Origin of the sequence: Bradyrhizobium sp. AUGA SZCCT0182, from assembly GCF_018130185.1 — a bacterium.
Taxonomy (GTDB): domain Bacteria; phylum Pseudomonadota; class Alphaproteobacteria; order Rhizobiales; family Xanthobacteraceae; genus Bradyrhizobium.
On the sequence record NZ_JAFCLY010000004.1, the window covers coordinates 159,579 to 177,604 of the forward strand.

Annotated in this window: 15 protein-coding genes; 7 read left to right on the plus strand and 8 right to left on the minus strand. The window is 57.4% G+C overall.

From position 1 onward, the window contains the following. Positions 1-5: 5 nt before the first annotated feature. Genes JQ611_RS06800 through JQ611_RS06825 form a run of 6 tightly spaced genes read right to left on the minus strand, consistent with a single transcriptional unit; the run spans position 6 to position 5,187 of the window. The gene (locus tag JQ611_RS06800) at positions 6-683 is read right to left on the minus strand and encodes an orotate phosphoribosyltransferase (protein ID WP_212464922.1); all 678 of its coding nucleotides are present in this window, start codon (positions 681-683) and stop codon (positions 6-8) included. Then, complete coding sequence (gene pyrC / locus JQ611_RS06805; protein ID WP_212464923.1) at positions 680-1,774, minus strand: dihydroorotase; 1,095 nt, start codon at positions 1,772-1,774, stop codon at positions 680-682. The genes JQ611_RS06800 and pyrC overlap by 4 nt, the downstream gene beginning before the upstream one ends. After that, positions 1,771-3,057: a Zn-dependent hydrolase gene (locus tag JQ611_RS06810; protein ID WP_212464924.1), complete on the minus strand. Its 1,287-nt coding sequence runs from the start codon at positions 3,055-3,057 to the stop codon at positions 1,771-1,773. Before JQ611_RS06810 ends, pyrC begins: the two co-directional genes overlap by 4 nt. Continuing rightward, positions 3,054-4,010: a dihydroorotate dehydrogenase gene (locus JQ611_RS06815; protein ID WP_212464925.1), complete on the minus strand. Its 957-nt coding sequence runs from the start codon at positions 4,008-4,010 to the stop codon at positions 3,054-3,056. Before JQ611_RS06815 ends, JQ611_RS06810 begins: the two co-directional genes overlap by 4 nt. Further along, entirely contained in the window at positions 4,007-4,852 is an 846-nt protein-coding gene (locus JQ611_RS06820) for a dihydroorotate dehydrogenase electron transfer subunit (protein WP_212464926.1), read from the minus strand. The genes JQ611_RS06815 and JQ611_RS06820 overlap by 4 nt, the downstream gene beginning before the upstream one ends. Positions 4,853-4,872: 20 nt before the next feature. Beyond that, positions 4,873-5,187 carry a hypothetical protein gene (locus tag JQ611_RS06825; protein WP_212464927.1) on the minus strand — a complete coding sequence of 105 codons (315 nt, stop codon included), beginning with the start codon at positions 5,185-5,187 and terminating at the stop codon, positions 4,873-4,875. Between the two features lie 735 nt (positions 5,188-5,922). On the opposite strand from JQ611_RS06825, the gene JQ611_RS06830 reads away from it, so the two are divergent. The 4 genes from JQ611_RS06830 to JQ611_RS06845 all read left to right on the plus strand — a co-directional run bounded on the left by JQ611_RS06830 (position 5,923) and on the right by JQ611_RS06845 (position 11,080). Then, complete coding sequence (locus tag JQ611_RS06830) at positions 5,923-7,326, plus strand: aldehyde dehydrogenase family protein (protein ID WP_212465035.1); 1,404 nt, start codon at positions 5,923-5,925, stop codon at positions 7,324-7,326. 419 nt (positions 7,327-7,745) lie between these two features. Further along, positions 7,746-9,383 (plus strand): thiamine pyrophosphate-binding protein, encoded by a 1,638-nt coding sequence (locus JQ611_RS06835; RefSeq protein ID WP_283816733.1) that lies wholly within the window; start codon positions 7,746-7,748, stop codon positions 9,381-9,383. Between the two features lie 163 nt (positions 9,384-9,546). Then, a complete protein-coding gene (locus JQ611_RS06840; RefSeq protein ID WP_212464929.1) occupies positions 9,547-10,329 on the plus strand; it encodes a class II aldolase/adducin family protein in 783 nt (260 codons plus the stop codon). Positions 10,330-10,417: 88 nt separating this feature from the next. Then, entirely contained in the window at positions 10,418-11,080 is a 663-nt protein-coding gene (locus JQ611_RS06845) for a response regulator transcription factor (protein ID WP_212464930.1), read from the plus strand. A gap of 26 nt (positions 11,081-11,106) precedes the next feature. On the opposite strand, the gene JQ611_RS06850 is transcribed toward JQ611_RS06845, so the two are convergent. Continuing rightward, positions 11,107-11,337: a hypothetical protein gene (locus tag JQ611_RS06850; RefSeq protein ID WP_212464931.1), complete on the minus strand. Its 231-nt coding sequence runs from the start codon at positions 11,335-11,337 to the stop codon at positions 11,107-11,109. A 1,117-nt stretch (positions 11,338-12,454) separates the two neighbouring features. On the opposite strand from JQ611_RS06850, the gene JQ611_RS06855 reads away from it, so the two are divergent. Together JQ611_RS06855 and JQ611_RS06860 are read left to right on the plus strand one after the other, a co-directional pair. Continuing rightward, positions 12,455-14,188, plus strand: a complete 1,734-nt coding sequence (locus JQ611_RS06855; protein WP_212464932.1) for a methyl-accepting chemotaxis protein — start codon at positions 12,455-12,457, stop codon at positions 14,186-14,188. 483 nt (positions 14,189-14,671) lie between these two features. Then, the gene (locus JQ611_RS06860) at positions 14,672-16,363 is read left to right on the plus strand and encodes a methyl-accepting chemotaxis protein (protein WP_212464933.1); all 1,692 of its coding nucleotides are present in this window, start codon (positions 14,672-14,674) and stop codon (positions 16,361-16,363) included. On the opposite strand, the gene JQ611_RS06865 is transcribed toward JQ611_RS06860, so the two are convergent. After that, positions 16,350-16,565 (minus strand): hypothetical protein, encoded by a 216-nt coding sequence (locus tag JQ611_RS06865; RefSeq protein WP_212464934.1) that lies wholly within the window; start codon positions 16,563-16,565, stop codon positions 16,350-16,352. The genes JQ611_RS06860 and JQ611_RS06865 overlap by 14 nt on opposite strands. Before the next feature lie 427 nt (positions 16,566-16,992). Between JQ611_RS06865 and JQ611_RS06870 the strand changes: the two genes are divergently transcribed. After that, a complete protein-coding gene (locus JQ611_RS06870) occupies positions 16,993-18,006 on the plus strand; it encodes an LLM class flavin-dependent oxidoreductase (protein ID WP_212464935.1) in 1,014 nt (337 codons plus the stop codon). Positions 18,007-18,026: the final 20 nt, after the last annotated feature.

Sequence of the window (18,026 nt, forward strand, 5' to 3'; positions counted from 1 at the left end):
TCCATCTATCTACTGTTTAAGCTGGCGCGACCGCCGTGGCGCGAAGACCAGTCCACTGGGTTTGCAAGAAAGCGTTCGATGACCGATCGGTCCTCCGGGAGCAGTTCGCGACCTGCTTCGGCCCGAATGATGTGCCCCCAATTCGCCAGGGCATGGAGGCTCAGTCCCGCAGCCTTCAATCGCTCCAAAGCGCCGGGGAAAGCGTCGTGATAAAAGACCGTCAGAACGCGATCGACGATGGCGTTCGCTGCGCGAAGACCGCGAGCGAAGCCGATCTTGCTCGAGCCGTCAGTCGTGAGATCGTCCATTAGCAGCACGCGAAGGCCCTCGACCGGGCCGCCCTCTACCTGTGCATCTCGTCCAATACCAAGGGACCTCTTCCGGACATATCTGAAGCCCACCGAGCGGCGGTCGGCAAACGATGTCGCGAATGAAATTCCAGCGGTCTCCGCCCCGACAACGACTTCGAAAGCATCAGACGGTAGGTTTGCATCGGTGTACAGAAGGGCCAGGTCTACGACCTCCCGACGTAGAGTAGGGTCGCCGAAAAGCAGCCGTACATCGACGTAGACCGGGCTTGCCCATCCTCCGGCCAGGACGAAAGGCTGGGAACGGTTCACACTGATTGCCTTGGCCTGGAGAAGCAGTTTGCCAACTGCAAGGCCGATCTGGTCGTTCGTCACGGCGCAATCCCCGCTATCGACCAGGGGAGACTTTCCCCACCCCGAAACACCACGACTTCATCGTCATCCACAGCAACGGCCGCCGCGACGCGTGACGGCTTTCGCTCGAGAGTTATCGTGCCGGCGTTGACCGGAAGACCGTAGAACTTGGGACCATTCAGCGCTGCGAACGCCTCGAAACGATCGAGGGCTCCCTCTTCATCGAAGACCTGAACATAAGTTTGAAGTGCGGTCGCTCCAGCGAAAACCCCCGCCGAGCAGCAATCAGCCTGTTTCCGATTGCGAGGATGCGGAGCAGTATCTGTGCCGATGAAAAAGCATTCCGCCCCCGACGTTATAGCTCTTCGGAGCGCTAGGCGGTGCCGCTCGCGTTTTGCGACGGGGAGGCAGTAAAGGTGAGGCCGCAGTCCTCCCTGGAACAGGGAGGTGCGATTGATGACGAGGTGGTGCGGCGTGATCGTAGCGGCGAGCCTGGGCGCATGTGATGATACGACGTCAACGGCTTCAACCGTTGTGGCATGCTCAAATACGATCTTCAGCCCTTGGTGCCTGGCCATCAGGGGGATCAGAGCATTCTCAATGAACACCGCCTCTCGATCGAATATGTCGACCTGTGGATCGGTCGATTCACCATGGACAAGGAGAGGCATGCCGAGTCTTTCCATGCGATCCAGCACCGGATCGATCCGCTTAAGATCGGACACCCCGCTATGCGCATTCGTCGTGGCACCCGCCGGATAAAGCTTTGCGGCAACCCAAATGCCTTCGACAAATCCGCGCTCGAGTTCGTCCGGCCGGGCGTCGTCGGTCAGGTAGCAAGTCATCAGCGGCTTGAAGTCCGAGCCGGGCGCCCGAGCGCTGAGAATTCGATCCCTATAGGCGGTCGCCTCGGCGGCAGTCGTTATAGGAGGAACCAGATTGGGCATAATGATGCCCCTGGCAAACTGCGCCTCCGTGAACGGCAGGACTGCTCTAAGCATCGCACCGTCGCGGAGGTGAATATGCCAATCATCAGGGCGGCGGATGCTAATAGTCCCGTTGGTCGCACGAGACGCCGCCGATGCGATATCGAATAGGTGATCCAAGCTCATTGCAGTGCCTCCTCGATTGCGCTTCTCATCACGGAAACGCCTGCCAGGAAGTCCTCGATAGTCATCGCCTCATTTGGATTGTGAGAGCCATTCTCATTCCGTACGAAAACCATGGCGCTCGGAATTCCGGCATTGGCAAAGACGGCGGCATCGTGGCCAGCCCCGCTGGGCATTTCCTCGGCGAGTAGTCCGAGACGCCGTGAGGCGCGATTCAACCTACCGATCCATTCGGGATCCATCGTAGCGGGAGCGGAATCGATCCGACGATCGAACTCGAATTTCACTCCGCGTTCTTCTCCGATCATGGCGCATTCGGAGAGGAAAAGATCATAAAACGCTTCCAGCGTTTCCTTGCTCTGACTCCGGATGTCGATGCTGAACTGCACGGAACCGGGAATTCGCGCGATGGCGTGTTCGTTAGGGTCCGTACCGAAAATGCCAGTGGTGACAACGACGTCACGTCCTCTCTCAAGAAGTGTACGCCAATGCCGATCGATGTGCGTGATGAGGTCGGCCGCTGCAAACACTGCATCATGACGGAGCCAGCGCGGCACCGCGCCGGAATGCCCAGCCTCGCCTATGCAGGTTACGGCGCGGTGACGTACGTTTCCCCGGATACCGGTGACGATGCCCACCGGAAGCTCTCGTGCGAGCAGGACAGGGCCCTGTTCGATGTGCAATTCAATCCACGCCCCAACCGTTTTGGTGTCGAGCAGGGGTTCCCCCCTGGAAACGCGAGCGACGTCGACGCCCACATTTGTCATGCACTCAGCGAGCGTCCGACCCGTCGCAGGGTCTTTGTTGGATAGATCTTCAGGCGTAAGGCGACCAAATAGGGCGCTAGATCCCATATAGGCTTTGCCAAAACGAGCGCTTTCTTCTCCGCGGAGACCAAAAAGCTTCAGCGAACGCCGAGGGTTGAAGTTGGTCTCTTTCAGCCGGGCGAGAACCGCAAGGCCAGCGATAACGCCGGCAGCTCCGTCGAAATTGCCACCCTGCGGCACGGAATCGAGATGTGAACCACACGCGATAAAAGGAAGGTCTGGTTCTCGACCCGGCAACGTAACGACGAGATTGGCTCCGGCGTCTCTTTCGGTCTGCAAACCCAGTTGCCGAGCTTTTTTGTCGATAATGTCGAGGCCAATCGTTTCGCGATGCCCGTAGCTATCACGCGATATGCCGACCCCATCCGAGGTCCGCTCACGAAGAGCGTCGAAGAGCTCCTTGGCGAGAGCTCCGTCCGCAGCGCAAATTTGCGGCGATAAGGTTGCTGCTACGGTCATGTAGGGTCTACCCAAGCCAATTCCGGCTCGTCGGTCTCTTCGATCAGGGCTCCCCCAATGAGATCACTCACCTGCGGAATGTCGCGGTGCTGACAGAAGGTGGCCAGATCCTCAATTATCGTCGTCATGGCAGCCGGCTGAATGAACGTCGCCGTTCCCACCTGAACGGCCGAAGCGCCGGCCAGAAGATACTCCGCCGCGTCATCGGCGCTTATCACGCCACCACAACCAATAATCGGTATCTTCACCGCCTTCGAGCACTGAAACACCTGGCGTAGGACGATCGGCTTGATCGCCGGTCCAGACAGTCCTCCCATGATGTTTCCCAGGCAGGGCTTGAAGGTCTTCAGATCGATGGCCATCGACAATATCGTGTTGGCGACGACCACGGCATCTGCCCCGGCACTTTCTGCGGCACGAGCGACGTCAGCAATCTCGCCGGTGTTGGGAGTGAGCTTCACCCACAGCGGAAGATTCGTGGCTTCGCGCAGACGGCGAGTCACGATTTCAGTCGAGTCGGGGCGCATTGCGAAGGCCTTGCCATCTGCCTCGATATTGGGGCACGAGATGTTGGCCTCGATGGCGGCAACGCCTGGAATGGAAAGTTCACTTGCCAGGCTGGCAAAACCCTCGGCCGTCGGCGCCGAAATGCTGACGACGAGTGGCGTATTGTATTGAGCGTAAAACTTTATCGTGTATTGGATGAAATAGTCGACGCCTTTCGAAGGAATTCCGATCGCGTTTATCAGACTGCCGGGGCGTTCAACAACTCGGGGGAGGGGATTACCAGCGCGTAGCTCCCTCGTAATAGTCTTCGTGACAATCGCGCCAAGGCGATCGAAGTCCATCACCTTGTCGAGACCTTCGGCGAAGGTCCCGGATGCAGGCATAATTGGATTGCGAAGCCGCAGTCCGCCGGCGTTGACGGACAAATCGACAGTCTTCTCTGTCACGGCAATGCCTCCATCAGATCGAACACAGGCCCGTCCCAGCAGACACGTCGATGGACAATCTCTCCGTTCACGTTGAAGTCGCGAACACAGCAGTAACAAAGGCCAATTCCACAGGCCATTTGCTGCTCCATTGCAACTTGTCCGGTCAGATTGAATTCGCGAGCAAGTCGCTGTTGGACGCGTAACAGTCGGGCCGAACCACAGGTGTAGAATGCATCGCATGCTCCGTCTGCAATGAGGCGGCGGAGAATGCGCTCGACATTTGCGGGTCCGCTGGTCGTTTCAGAGTCAGTCACCGAGATAACGTTGGCGCCGTGTTCGCGGAACAGGTCGACGGAGACGAGAAGCTCAGGGCGGCGGGCGCTGAATACGGCGGTGACATGCGTGCCGTTTCGCCTGGCGGCCCGAGCTAACGGGGCCAGGGTGGCAAGTCCAGCGCCACGTCCGACCGCAACTATGTTGTGATGGGCTGGATCAAGTGTGAAGCCGACGCCCAAGGGGCCCATAATGTCGAGACGATCGCCGGGAACCAGCGTATCGAGACCACGCGTACCGACGCCCGAGACCTTGTAGAGAAATTCGACCTGGCGTTTCGTAGGGTCCGCTCCGTAGACGCTCATCGGTCGTCGCAGAAACGGCTGATCTCTGCCGGAGTGGGGGCAAAGCAACTGAAAGAACTGTCCAGGAACGGCGCTGGCTGCCTCTTCGCAGCAATTGACGACCAGATGCCGGTATTCGGCATTGATCGCCCTGTTTGCGACGACCTCGGCAATTTCGGCAACGACGCTTGGCTTCCAAGCTGTGGCGCATGAAGCATGGACATGGTTATGCAAAGTCGACATGAGGGGACCGATTTATTGATTCACTGGAGTTGAAAGCCTCGACGCTCGGGTAGGGACGTCAAAAGAGCGACGATGTCGGCGACGTACAGTGCGGCGAGCATGGCAATTGCCAGGGCGAAGCCGTACGTACCCGCAATTGCGCCAATTACGATTAGGCCAAATCCGCCGATGGCGCGCCCAATATTGAACAGGACGTTCTGCTCCGTTGCGCTGGCAACGGTGGGAAACAGTCGCTGATCAAAGCACCGTAATCCTACCGCAGCGCCCCACAACGGCCTGGAAGCGGTATCGGGCCGGGCTCTTTCAGCGCCAGCATGGAGCGCCTCGTCGCTCATCTGTTTACTCCCCGTCCAGTGCTCATGACTTGAGGTGACTGGTTTTAGCGAAGGGGCGAACCTAAAGGACGATTGTCGCATTTACAAGATAAATCTTTTTTTTTAGACAAAAGGGCGAGTCTGGGACGAGTCCTAATTCGGCATCGGTAGTATAAAACCGGAGTTCCGGGACGCGTCGGGTGCTCAGCCGCTGTAGCGGGCAGGTCGGTTTTCAGTGAAGTTCTGCAGGAAATGGCGCAGCTTTCGCAAACGAGGTTTGCTCTGTCTTCGTGCGAGGCGTGAGAGAAACGGTTGACCGATCGCAGCCAATGTCACTTGGCAGGGAATTGCGAGGGGCCCGTTCTACAGTGCGTCGGTCTTCAAGGGCGCGGCAGCTTCGGATCATCGCGGGATCTTCGATAAACGCCGCTGCTCTTCACCAGGACGTTAGCCAGATCCGGGCACACACCGTGCGAAACTGGATGGTAGCACCGCTCGGGAGCTTATCATCAAGGAACCCGGTCGCTCGCTTCCAGCCTGAACGCAATTCTGGGAGCCTTGGGATGCACTTGCGCCGGGAAGACGTCCCACAACTCTATAGCTGAAACTTATACTCGTTCGTTCCTTTTTAATGGACGGTGGACCCTCACCTTTGGGAGAAGTGACGCGACGTGCAGAATCTCTCTTGTAAGTATCGCGGACCATTTGGTGATGGCGGCGCCCCTAACAATGCAAATGGACATGATCATGCAGGAAGTGACCCGATACAATCTCACCATCGGCGGCAAATCAGTTCCCACCAGTGACCATTTCGAAGTCCGCAATCCCTCCACCGGCGCCGTTGTCGGGCTTGCGCCAAGCGGTAGTTCGGCCGATCTCAATGCGGCCGTTGAATCCGCTCAGCGCGCCTTTGTAAGGTGGTCAAAGACCTCGCACGACGAGCGCAAGAAGCTTTGTCATGCGGCAGCGCAGAAAATTAGCGACCACGCCGACGAAATAGCCCACCTCATCACTCTGGAGCAGGGCAAGCCACTGAATGGACTCGGATCAAGGTTCGAGATGAACCGCGCCGGTGCGTGGGCAACCTACACCGCTGGTCTGGATATACCGGTGAAGCTGATCCAGGATAGCAACGAAGGCCGTATCGAACTGCATCGTCGACCGATCGGGGTGGTCGGCTCGATCACCCCATGGAACTGGCCGGCCATGATCGCAATCTGGCATATTTTCCCGGCGCTCCGAGCCGGCAATACGGTTGTGAACAAGCCCTCCCCCTACACCCCTCTCTCCACCTTGCGGATGATTGAGTTGATAAACGAGGTGATGCCCGCCGGGGTGATAAATAGTATTGCAGGTGAAGACTCCCTTGGCGCCGCCATGTCGGAGCATGACGGGATCGGCAAAATCGTATTCACCGGCTCCGCCTCGACTGGCAAGAAAGTCATGTCGAGTGCTGCCAACACTTTGAAGCGCCTGACACTCGAACTTGGCGGAAACGATGCCGGCATCGTGCTACCAGATGTCGATCCGAAGAAGATCGTCGCCGACTTGTTTTGGGGTAGTTTTATCAACAACGGTCAAACCTGCGCGGCGCTGAAGCGGCTTTATGTGCACGACGATGTCTATGACGACCTATGCAAGGAGCTTGTCGCGTTCGCAAAGACCGTCCCGGTGGGCGACGGTATGAAGGACGATAGCCAGCTTGGCCCCGTGCAGAACCGTATGCAATTCGAGAAGGTTGCGCGTTTGGTTGATGCAGCCAAGAAGGGTGGCGGCAAGGTACTGATGGGTGGTGAGACGCAGAAGGGGACCTTGTTCTATCCAATCACCATCATTGCCGACCTGGACAACGGCAATCCACTCGTTGATGAGGAACAGTTTGGTCCCGCGCTTCCAGTCATTCGATATTCCGAAATTGACGAAGTCATCTCTCGCGCCAACGACAATCCCAATGGCCTCGGTGGCTCGGTCTGGTCAACCAACATTGAGAAGGCGCGCGAGTACGGCGCCGAACTCGAGTGTGGAACGGTTTGGATAAACAAGCATGGCCCGATCCAACCGAATGTGCCCTACGGCGGCATCAAAAGCTCCGGCATCGGTGTCGAATTTGGTGAGGAAGGCCTATTCGAGAATACAAACGTGCAAGTGATGTCCAGCTAAATCACGTCAAGCGCGAGCAGTAATGGCGGCAAATACGGAAGCGCAGTATCTGAACGCCGCAACGATGCTCTGTTCCAGGGTCTGTTCATTTCGATTATCTTCCGCACGGGCTCGCACTCGCTACAAAAGGGCGATCGCTGCAGAAAGAATGTGCATACCCGTTGTTACGGTAGTAAACCTAATCAATCTTCACCCATCGTGCACTCTTGTGAGCTTGCGTGAAGCAAGCTTGACGAGACGCGCTTCGCAGCAGCCCACACCAGTGGATCCGCTCCGCCAACCGACGCGCAACTCCATCCATCGTTTTTATCCAGCCTGATGGGATGAGCCATCGAATAGAGTCATCCTGCTTCAATATGAATACTATCTAAAATATCTGTGTGGACATTCAGAAGCGCTCAAACGTAGGACGCACGTACATGACTGAAATAAGTGGCGGGGAAGCTGTAGTCCGAGCTCTTCGAATGGATGGCGTCGAGTATGTCTTCGGGCTGCCCGGCTACCACATTATGGGCATTTACGACGCTTTCTACAATCAGCCGGACATTCGAGTTATCACCGTTCGGCATGAACAGACGACAGCATACATGGCTGACGGCTACGCACGCGTGAGCGGAAAACCCGGCGTTGCACTGGTTGTTCCAGGACCCGGTGTACAGAACGCAAGCGCAGCGTTGGGTACGGCATTTGCGTGCTCGTCGCCGGTCCTGCTGTTGGCGGGCCAGGTTGAGCGCGACAATATTGGAAGCGATCGAGGCGCGCTGCACGAGATTAACGATCAGCAGGACATCATCCGCCCCATTACGAAATGGCAGAAACGAGTCTTGCATCTCGACGGTATCCCCCAGGCAATTCAAGAAGCAATGCGGCAGATGCGCACCGGGCGACCTCGACCGACGGAAGTTGAGATGCCTCCGGAAGCGCTGTTGGAAAAGGGAGAAGTGCACTTTTCAGCGCTGACAAGTGTTTCGCCAACCTCACCAGACCCACAAAGCATTCGGTCGGCGGCTGAGTTACTGTGCGGAGCGCACAAGCCTTTGATTTGGGCCGGTGGAGGCACGATACTAGCCGCCGCTTCAAACGAACTGACCTCTCTGGCTGAAGCTCTGGGCGCTCCGGTCGCAACGACGCCCGAAGGAAAAGGAATTATTCCCGAGGACCACCCGCTTTCGATAGGCGTTGGAGTTTATGGCCACGGCTCGTCCACTTGGGCTTCGCAAGAAGCGGATGTGATACTTGCAGTCGGCACTCGTCTGACTGGACAGATGGTAGGTCTGAACGCGTTGCGGGCACCGCAGAAACTTGTACATCTGGACGTAGATCCAAGCGTAATCGGCAAGAACTATCCCGCGGAAATCGGCATTTTGTCAGACGCGCGCCTAGGATTGGGAGCCCTCGCGGAGGAAGTGCGTAAACTGGGTGCGAGACGCGATCGCTGGCCAGAAGCGTCGCTGGTTGATATCCGCAGTAAACAGGATCGCTGGCTGAGCGAAAAGGCACCACGCCAAAAGGAACTATGGTCTCGCATGCAACGGGTTTTGCCGGATGACACAATCATCGTAAGCGGCAATACCAACATGGGATATTGGGGGCACTATGCTTACCGCGCGAAAAAGCCGCGCAGCTACATAACTTCTTCATACTTCGCCAATTTGGGTTATGCCTTTCCAGTATCGTTGGGTGCCAAAGTGGCAGCTCCGGATCGCCCTGTTGTGTGCGTGACAGGTGACGGAGGGTTTATGTTTGCTCTATCCGAGCTTGCTACAGCCGTGAACTACGGGATCAACGTCATAGTGATCGTTTTTTCAGACTCTGCGTTCGGCGCAACGAAGGATGACCAGCTAACGCGCTTTCATGGGCGAGAGGTTGGCACCGAACTTAACAACCCGGACTTTGCGGAGTTAGCGCGCGTCTTTGGTGCCAATGGAATGAACGTGGAGCCGGAAAAACTCGACGAGGCCATCGAGGTTGCGCTAACAAATAAAGGGCCGACCGTCATAGAAGTTCTAGTTCCCACTCGGGTACCTCCGTTTCATGTCAATCCTCGAACCGAGTAGTACCTTCGTCGCTACGAAAGCTACACCTCACATATCGTGGCTCGCAGAAGGCAATTTGGAGCGGTTGGCGCAGAATGTGGCGGCAACCTGGAGAATTTTGTTCGAGGAGAGCAACTTGTCGACGTCTTCAATAAAAACCTAGGCTACTAAGGGAGAAGAAGAAATGAACCGTCAAATTCAACCGCCGAAGCAATATTCACTCGTTGAGCGCCAGCCCGCGGCTTCCTTTGAGGAAGAGCGGCTACATCGTAAGCAGCGCCTCGCCGCAACATTTCGCATCTTCTCTCGGTATGGCTTCGATAAAGGCCTTGCGGGCCATGTCACCGTGCGGGACCCCGAATTCCCAGATCGTTTCTGGATCAATCCGCTCTCGCAATACTTTGGTCAGATCAAAGTCTCGGATCTTCAACTGGTGGACCACGCAGGCAACATTCTGATTGGTGACAAGCCCATCAATGACGCTGGATTTGTGATCCATTCGGCGATTCATGAGGCCCACCCCGATGTCATAGCAGCCGCCCACACGCATTCGACCTATGGGAAGGCCTGGTCGATGCTCGGGAGGCTATTGGATCCACTGACGCAGGATTCCTGCGCATTTTACGAGGATCACGTCGTCTTCGATCCATTCTCTGGCGTCGTCCTGGATCCCGAGGAAGGCGTAAAAATCGCTAAAGCCTTGGGCTCTCACAAGGCGGCCATTCTGCAAAACCACGGACTTCTTACGGTTGGACCCACGATTGAGGCGGCAGCTTGGTGGTACCTGGCGATGGATGATGCCGCTCATGCCCAACTATTGGCCGAAGCAGCGGGGCAGACCCGTCTAATCCCGCACGACATTGCGAAGCTTACAGCTTCTCAAATCGGAACTCACAAGGGAGGCTATTTCAGCTTCCAGCCGATGTGGGATTGGATTGTTGCGGCCGAGCCGGACCTCCTCGACTGATATCAGCGGCGGACGAGAGACGGAGACATAGTGTCTCCGTCTCGCCTTCAAATCGAGGTGTCCAGCATCGCGCAACGATCGCGTCAAGATGAACAGCAGCGACAGTCGGCTCGGAATCAGACATCTCGCGCTGAATGCCGGCTCTCGTGGCGTCGTTTTCGTCCTTGATAACGATTTTGAGGTTCGCGATGTTTTGCACAAAGCGTTGCATGGGGCGGGATTTGAGTGCGTTTGCTTTGCCGATAGCTCCGGATTGTTGGCGACAGCCCGCAATCGCGTTCCTGTCTGTATTCTTCTTGAAATCAATCTTCGGGGCCGCTCCGGGATTGATCTCCTACGTGATTTGCCCGCTAAACAATATCCCGCGCCGATTCTTGTAATCTCCCGGCGGGTCGACGTAGCTACCGTTGTCGCCGCCATCAAGCTCGGGGCGGAGGATTTCGTTCCGAAGCCATTCGACCCTTCGGAGCTCATAGCGCGCATTAACCGCATCGCAGAACGTCAAGAGGCGCGTGGGGCGTTGCCGGCTGCCATCCAGTCCATTCGGTTCCCAGGGCGGGAGCGTCTATCCAGTCGGGAGATGGAAATCCTGGCAAAACTTGTCTCCGGCGACTCTGCCAAAGCGATCGGAAATGATCTCTGCATAAGCCCGCGCACTGTAGAAGATCATCGCCGAAACATTCTTCGAAAGCTTGGCGCCAAGAACATGACAGAACTAATGTTGATCGTACTAACATCGCCGCGATCATGACTACAAAGCCTAGCCACAAACCCGCGCTACTTGCCTGGGCGGTCTTTCCGGCTGGTGGACGTTTGAGCAGCTCCACCGGAAAATGCCTGGATGAACGGGCCGATCGGCATGCTGAAGGATTTCGAGCTGAAATCATCAAGGCCGAGGGAATGGTCCGACGCCGAGCTCAGGAAGCTTTTGGCGATGATCGGTTGGTGGTGCGGGGCGGGGGAAAGCGTTGCTGCGTTAGGCCGGAATACCGGCTCGGTAAAGCGCATGGCGCGAGATCTACGGTCTGCCCTGAAGAAGTGACTTGGCCCGATCTAGAGAGCGCGATGATAGCCGCATCAGCAACCTCCCTCGCTTGCACTTCCTCAATTCGGTGATCAGTATCAGCGGCCAAATCGCCTCAAAGACGGCGCGGAGGAGGCATATGTCTCGCGGTTCAAGGCAGGCCGTCGTTCATGTCGGAACGCATAGGGGCGTGCGGTATTCGCTCGTAGTGGGCAGTGAGCTGGGAGCGTGGCACTATTCTTTCGAGATCGGCTCTAAAATCAAGACTGGGCGCTTCCAGTGTAGGGTCACTCTTCTCGCAATCAGGCGAGTGACGATGCGCATCGACCGGGAGCTCCGACGAAGCGCCGCGCCACCAGCTATCGACGCACGCGACGCCTGGAAGGACTAGCTCGCCTCAGGCTCCCGCTTTTGGCAACTCCGCGAGTTCGCGATGCCGCCGAGGCGGATCAACGCTTCGTTTCAGGCCATGTCAATTGCCTTCCTCAACAGCATCATCGCCCGCCCGACGAGGCTGGCCATGTTTGGATATCGGCACGCTCTCCTTGCTCAAGGAGCGGAAGCTATGCTCCGAGGAGACCCGGAAGCTGCTTCTTGGCGAGGCAGTCTGTCGCTAGGGGCAGCCTCGAGTCATTCGGTATTGTGTGGTCCGAAGATGTGAGCGGCGGCGACAAGGGTCCGGTCGGAGCGGGAGGGATGAGTACGAGCTGAACGCAATGTGTGCACAGTCAGGATTGCACAAATGTTAGTCGTAGTTTTTACGGTGAAGCAGATTTACCCCCTTCTCACCTGTATTGGCGATTCTCCCATGGGGATGGGAGGACCCGTAGGCCCCCTGTTTTTGATTTGGAAGAGGAGGGGCGACATGTGTAAGGGACGTATGGCGGACGAGGGAGCCTGATAGGCTCGCGTCGCTTAAATAATCTTTATGGCGCTGAGAGCTTCCGGGCGTTCATCCTCGCAGGACGGAGCGTTGGTGGGTGCTGTCGTTCTCCGGCTGTCCAAAGCCGGATTTGCGCTGCCGTAGGTAATCAAGATCTCGCTCACTGTCATTCTCGAGCGGGGTCCGGGCATCCGACCACCGTCGCGGACTGCGCCTTGATGGTCGACCAGTTCATCCAGTTCACAGAGTCGCCGAGAGGAATTTCCATGTCGAGAGCGTTTCAAAGCATCAACAGCCGCATCCTTCTTCTTCCCATCCTCACCGTGGTCGCTCTTCTCGTGGCAGGCGCGCTCTCGATCATGTCGATCGCTGATATTACCCGCGAGGAGCACCAAGCGCGGGCCCGCTCGGTCGTTGAGGCTGCGGTCAAGGTCATTGAGATGTTCGAAAGCAAGTCCGCCAAGGGCGAGATGAGCGAGCAGGATGCTCAAGCCGCTGCAAAGGATGTCCTCCGCGCCATTCGCTACGACGAGGATGGTTACGTCGCAGCTTACACGATGGACGGCGTTTGCATCGTCAACGGGCTCTTCAGAAACCTGGAAGGTAAGGTGTTGTTGGACTTGAAAGATGCCAACGGCACGAAAATCTACGAAATGCTCATTCCCGCGGCCAAGCACGGCGGAGCCTTTATATATTATGTGTGGCCAAAAACGCAGAACACCCCGCCGGTCAGAAAGGCCGTCTATGCGAAGATGAGCAGCGGATGGCAATGGGGCGTTAATTCGGGGGTGTACCTCGATGCGGTTGAAGTCGCTACCTGGTCGGGTGCTGTGCGAAATGGCTGTGTCGTTATCGCCATGGCGCTGATCTCGCTTTCGATCGCTTTCTGGCTCGGCCGCCGGATTAGCCAACCAATCTTGAAGCTTACAGACGCAACGAACAGGCTTGCTGAGGGGGATCTCACCGTTGACGTGCCAGGGACGGAGCGCCGCGACGAGGTCGGCACGCTTGCACACGCTGTGGCGGTCCTGAAGGAGCGGTCCGCGGAAGCTGCGCGGCTCGCCGGCGAGCAGGACGAGCTTAAATCAACAGCTGCGCGGGACAAGCAGCTTGCCATGCGCAAGCTCGCTGATGGGTTTGAGGCATCCGTGAAGGCCGTTGTTGACGAAATCGCCATGACAGCGACGGGTATGGAGAGCTCAGCCAGCTCGATGGCCACCGCGGCAAGAGTGGCTAACGGCGCAACAACGGCTGCGGCGGTCGCCGCTGAACAGACCAGCTCAAATGTCGGGATGGTCGCCGCGGCAACAGAGGAGCTCTCCTCGTCGATTCAGGAGATCTCGCGCCAGGTGACGTATTCCTCTCAAATCGCCGCCGGTGCTGTCGCCGAAGCCGAGCGTGCGAATTCGACCATGACCAGCCTTGCAAATTCGACCAAGCGGGTCAGCGACATCGTTGAATTGATCACCGGCATTGCCGCGCAAACCAACCTGCTCGCGCTGAACGCGACGATCGAGGCGGCCAGGGCTGGTGATGCTGGGCGAGGATTCGCGGTTGTCGCCTCAGAGGTAAAGTCGCTGGCAACGCAGACAGCGAAAGCAACCGACGAGATCCAGTCGATGGTCGCCGAGATCGAGACGATGACGGGTAGCGCTGTCAGTACGATCCAGGGCATCGGCGGAACCGTCACCCGTATGAACGAGATCGCTGCGACGATTGCCGCGGCCGTCGAGGAGCAGGGATCTGCCACGCGTGAAATTGCCGGCAATATTCAGTTCGCGGCAACGGGCTCGCGCGAGGTGTCAGGCAATGTTTCCGAGGCGACAAAAGCCGCGTCACAGACGGGCGAAATCTCGGAAAATGTCCTGACGGCCGCACGGGGGCTCTCTAACGAAGCCGAGCGCCTGAAGTCTGAGGTGACCGACTTCCTGGCCGGGGTGCGGTGCGCCTGACGTGACTAGAGAGCCAAGGGGCGTTATTTGCGACGTCGCACTCCGGGGGTCTCCCTGCTTGGGCCGTCTAAGCATATTGGCTTGCCCTCACAGCGGTCATTACATCAGCTGCCTGCGCATGGGCTGCGGAGAGGTCAGGGTCTGTCTGAACGCCCAGCTCGACCCTCGCTTTTCCATCGGTGCGATATCGCCTTGACGGTAATAACCGTCCGAACGTCTCTCCCAACCGTAACTGACCTGAATTTGCATCTATGGCGGCCTACGGTCGCGCTCTGACTGCGATCGGCGCCGACTGGTTGGTCATGTCGCGGTCGAGACCGAGACATGGAAATAGGTGTTATTCAATGAAGATGGATCGAGTTGGATTTTGCTTCCTCGACCGCCGAATGGAGTTTCGTATCCAAGTTAACTCTCAATCAGCATCCTCGTGCGAATATATTTCATAAGCGGCATTTCGATCGCCAACATTGTTGTGGGGCAATTATGAAAATTCGCGTTTCGATTTTCACCACTGTCGTGCTTTTCGGCGTGGTCACCGCCTTGGGATTATCTGCGAGTCTCGCAGTAAGCATGTACGCGAATAATCAACTACGCGTTGGGGGACCACTCTATTCGCAGATTGCGTTAGGCAAGGATCTTGTTGCCGATGTCATCCCGCCGCCCGCTTATGTTATTGAGGCATTTCTTGAGGCGACCTTGGCAGTGCAGCAGCCAGAGAAGGTCGCCTACTACAAGGGTCGCCTCGTTCAGCTTCACAAGAAATTCAACGAGCGTCAGGAATTCTGGCAAAAATCCGAGCTGGAAACGAAGCTTAAGACGGCACTTACTGTGAAGTCTTACTCCGAGGTCAAGCGGTTCTGGTCACTTATCGAGGACAAGATGCTGCCGGCTTTAGTCAAGGGCGACCAGTATGAAGCTCTTTTTGTGTATAGCCAGTTGACCTCAGTCTACGACGCACACCGCGCGATTGTCGATGAGATCGTAAAGCAAACCAACGCCGACAATATTGAGCTTGAAGCGGTAGCGGCACAGCGCATCGCAAAATTCTCAATGCTCGTTTGGAGCGTGTCCGGTACAGTAGTACTGATGATCGTGCTGGGTATCACAGGCATTGCGATCGGCGTCATCCGCCCCATGGTTCGCATGACTTTAGCAATTTCTCGAATAGCAGCCGGCGATCTCAGCATCGTCATACCCGGAGCAAACCGCGTCGACGAGATCGGCAACATGGCAAAGGCAATAACCATCGTTCGTGAGAACGCGGAGAACAAAGCGCGGGAAGAATCTGAAGCCAAGGCGCTGCAGGATCAAGCCGCCGGCCAACAGCGTAGAGCCGAGATTATCGGCGTCGCCGATGATTTTCAGGAAGCGATCGGAAAGATCATCGAAACAGTGTCTGCGGCCGCGATCGAACTCGAGTCTTCGGCGACGAGCCTGTCGGCCACAGCGGAGCGCTCACAGGAATTGGCGACCACAGTGGCGGCCGCTTCGGAGGAAGCTTCGACTAATGTGCAGTCGGTGGCATCAGCGACCGAAGAGTTGTCTACCTCTGTCAACGAAATCAGCCGCCAAGTTCAGGAGTCAGCTCGAATCGCTGGAGAAGCCGTGGATCAGGCCCGCTTCACCAACGAGCGTGTCAGCGAATTGTCAAAAGCGGCGGGCCGTATCGGCGACGTTGTGGACTTAATCAATACTATTGCTGGGCAAACCAATTTGTTGGCGCTCAATGCGACCATCGAGGCCGCCCGCGCGGGGGACGCTGGCCGGGGTTTTGCGGTGGTCGCATCGGAAGTAAAGGCTCTCGCTGAACAGACAGCAAGAGCAACAGGCGAAATCAGTCAGCAAATTTCGGGTATTCAGGCGGCCACCGCGGATTCCGTGACTGCCATTGGGCAGATCAGCGGCACAATCGAAAAACTTTCAGAAATTTCGTCGACCATCGCCGCCGCCGTTGAAGAGCAGGGGGCCGCCACCCTAGAGATATCCCGCAATGTGCAACAAGCGGCGCACGGCACGCATCAGGTTTCGTCTAACATCATGGACGTGCAGCGTGGTGCAAGCGAGACTGGCTCTGCATCCTCCCAGGTGTTATCCGCTGCTCAAATGCTGTCCGGCGACAGCAACCGCTTAAAGTCTGAGCTCGGCAGGTTCCTGGAGTCGGTTAGGGCAGCCTAAGAAACTTGGTGGCAGCAGTCAAATAGTTGGCTCGATGTGGCAACAAGGCTGTCAGCGGCTGACCGGATTCCTTGACGGCGAGGTCGGGAATGCGACCGCCCGCGTTGACCTGATCGATCAGGCGTTCGCGAAAGCGATGGAAAGCTCTGTCGAAGTATGGCGGCGAATTCCGATCGGGCAGATGGCGGTCAATGTCTGGCAAGCATTGTCGAGTTCTACCTCGCGGAGCGTCATCGTCTAGACGTCGGAAACGGTTGTGCGCTGCCTGCGCTGACTACTGCCGCGCACCGGATTGTCGATCAGACATTGGGCTCGCTTGGTCGCAATCGATGAGAGGGGCCGGGATGGCCGCGCTGATGGAGCTTTTTATGTTCCCAGGCGTAACCGGCGCACCACCGCGCATGGACGGCAGAGCGGCGAAGTCTGTCTGAAGCCTCAGCTCGACCCTCTCTTTTCCATCGGTGCGATATCTCGCCGACGGTAGCAACCGTATGAACGTTGTTCCCAACCGTAACCGACCTGAATTTGCGTCTGGGGCGGCCTACGGTCGCGCTCTGACTGCGATCGGCGGCGACTGGTTGGCCATGTCGTGGTATCCGCGCCGAAGACATAGGAAAAGGTGAGAAACAATGAAGATGGATCGAGTTGGATTCTGCTTTCTTGACCGCCCGTCCGTTGCCAAGCAAATTGAGCTCGTCCAGAAGGTCGAAAACCTGGGCTATGATTCCGCCTGGGTCACGGAAACGCGGCTTGCTCGCGATGCGTTCTCCGTGCTCGGAGGCTTCGCTGCGGTTACGAACCGAATCAAGCTTTGCACAGGCATTGTGAATACTTGGACGCGCGGTCCTGCCCTGATGGCGATGACGCTGGCGACCTTGGACGAGATGGCGCCTGGCCGTGTCATCTGCGGTCTGGGAGCGTACTGGGATCCGCTGGCGTGGAAGCAGGGCATCGAACGGCGAAAGCCGCTCTCGCAGATGCGGGAGTATCTTGAAGCAGTTCGCCGCCTCCTCAATCTCGAAACCGTCACGATCGAGGGCGAGTTCGTGCACTTGCGCGATATCAGCCTAGATCTCGGTCACGGGGCTCCACGTGAGCCGCGGCCGGCCAAGCTCTACATCGGCCCCACGGGCCCGGTGATGACCGAGCTCTCCGGCGAAATCGCCGACGGTGCAATCCTGAACGGACTTCTTTCGGTACCCTACACGAGAAAATTGGTCGAAAGCCTCAAGGTGGGCGCGACACGGGCCGGTCGCTCGTTCGAGAACTACGATCGACCGCAGTTGATAAACGTCTCGATGGCGGACGACCCGAAGGAAGCCCTGGAGCATACCCGCTATTTGATTGCCAAGTATCTCGGTCAGCAGCCCCACATCGGCAAGGCTTCTGGATTGGATCCCGAGCTCCTGGAGCGCATCAACAAGACGATGGGCGGCTGGCCGGCGCGGCCTGGTGGCGTCGAGGACGCGGCGAAGCTGGTCAGCGACGACATCGTCAATTCGATGGCAATTGCCGGGAACGCGAGCCACATCAAGGACCGTACCCAGGAATGGATGGATGCCGGCATCAGCTATCCCGTCATTCTGCCGCTCTCCGAAAACTATGACGAGATCGCCGAGCAGCTTGCGCCAGGAAAGTGGTAGCCACTTTCCGCGCGGCCGGC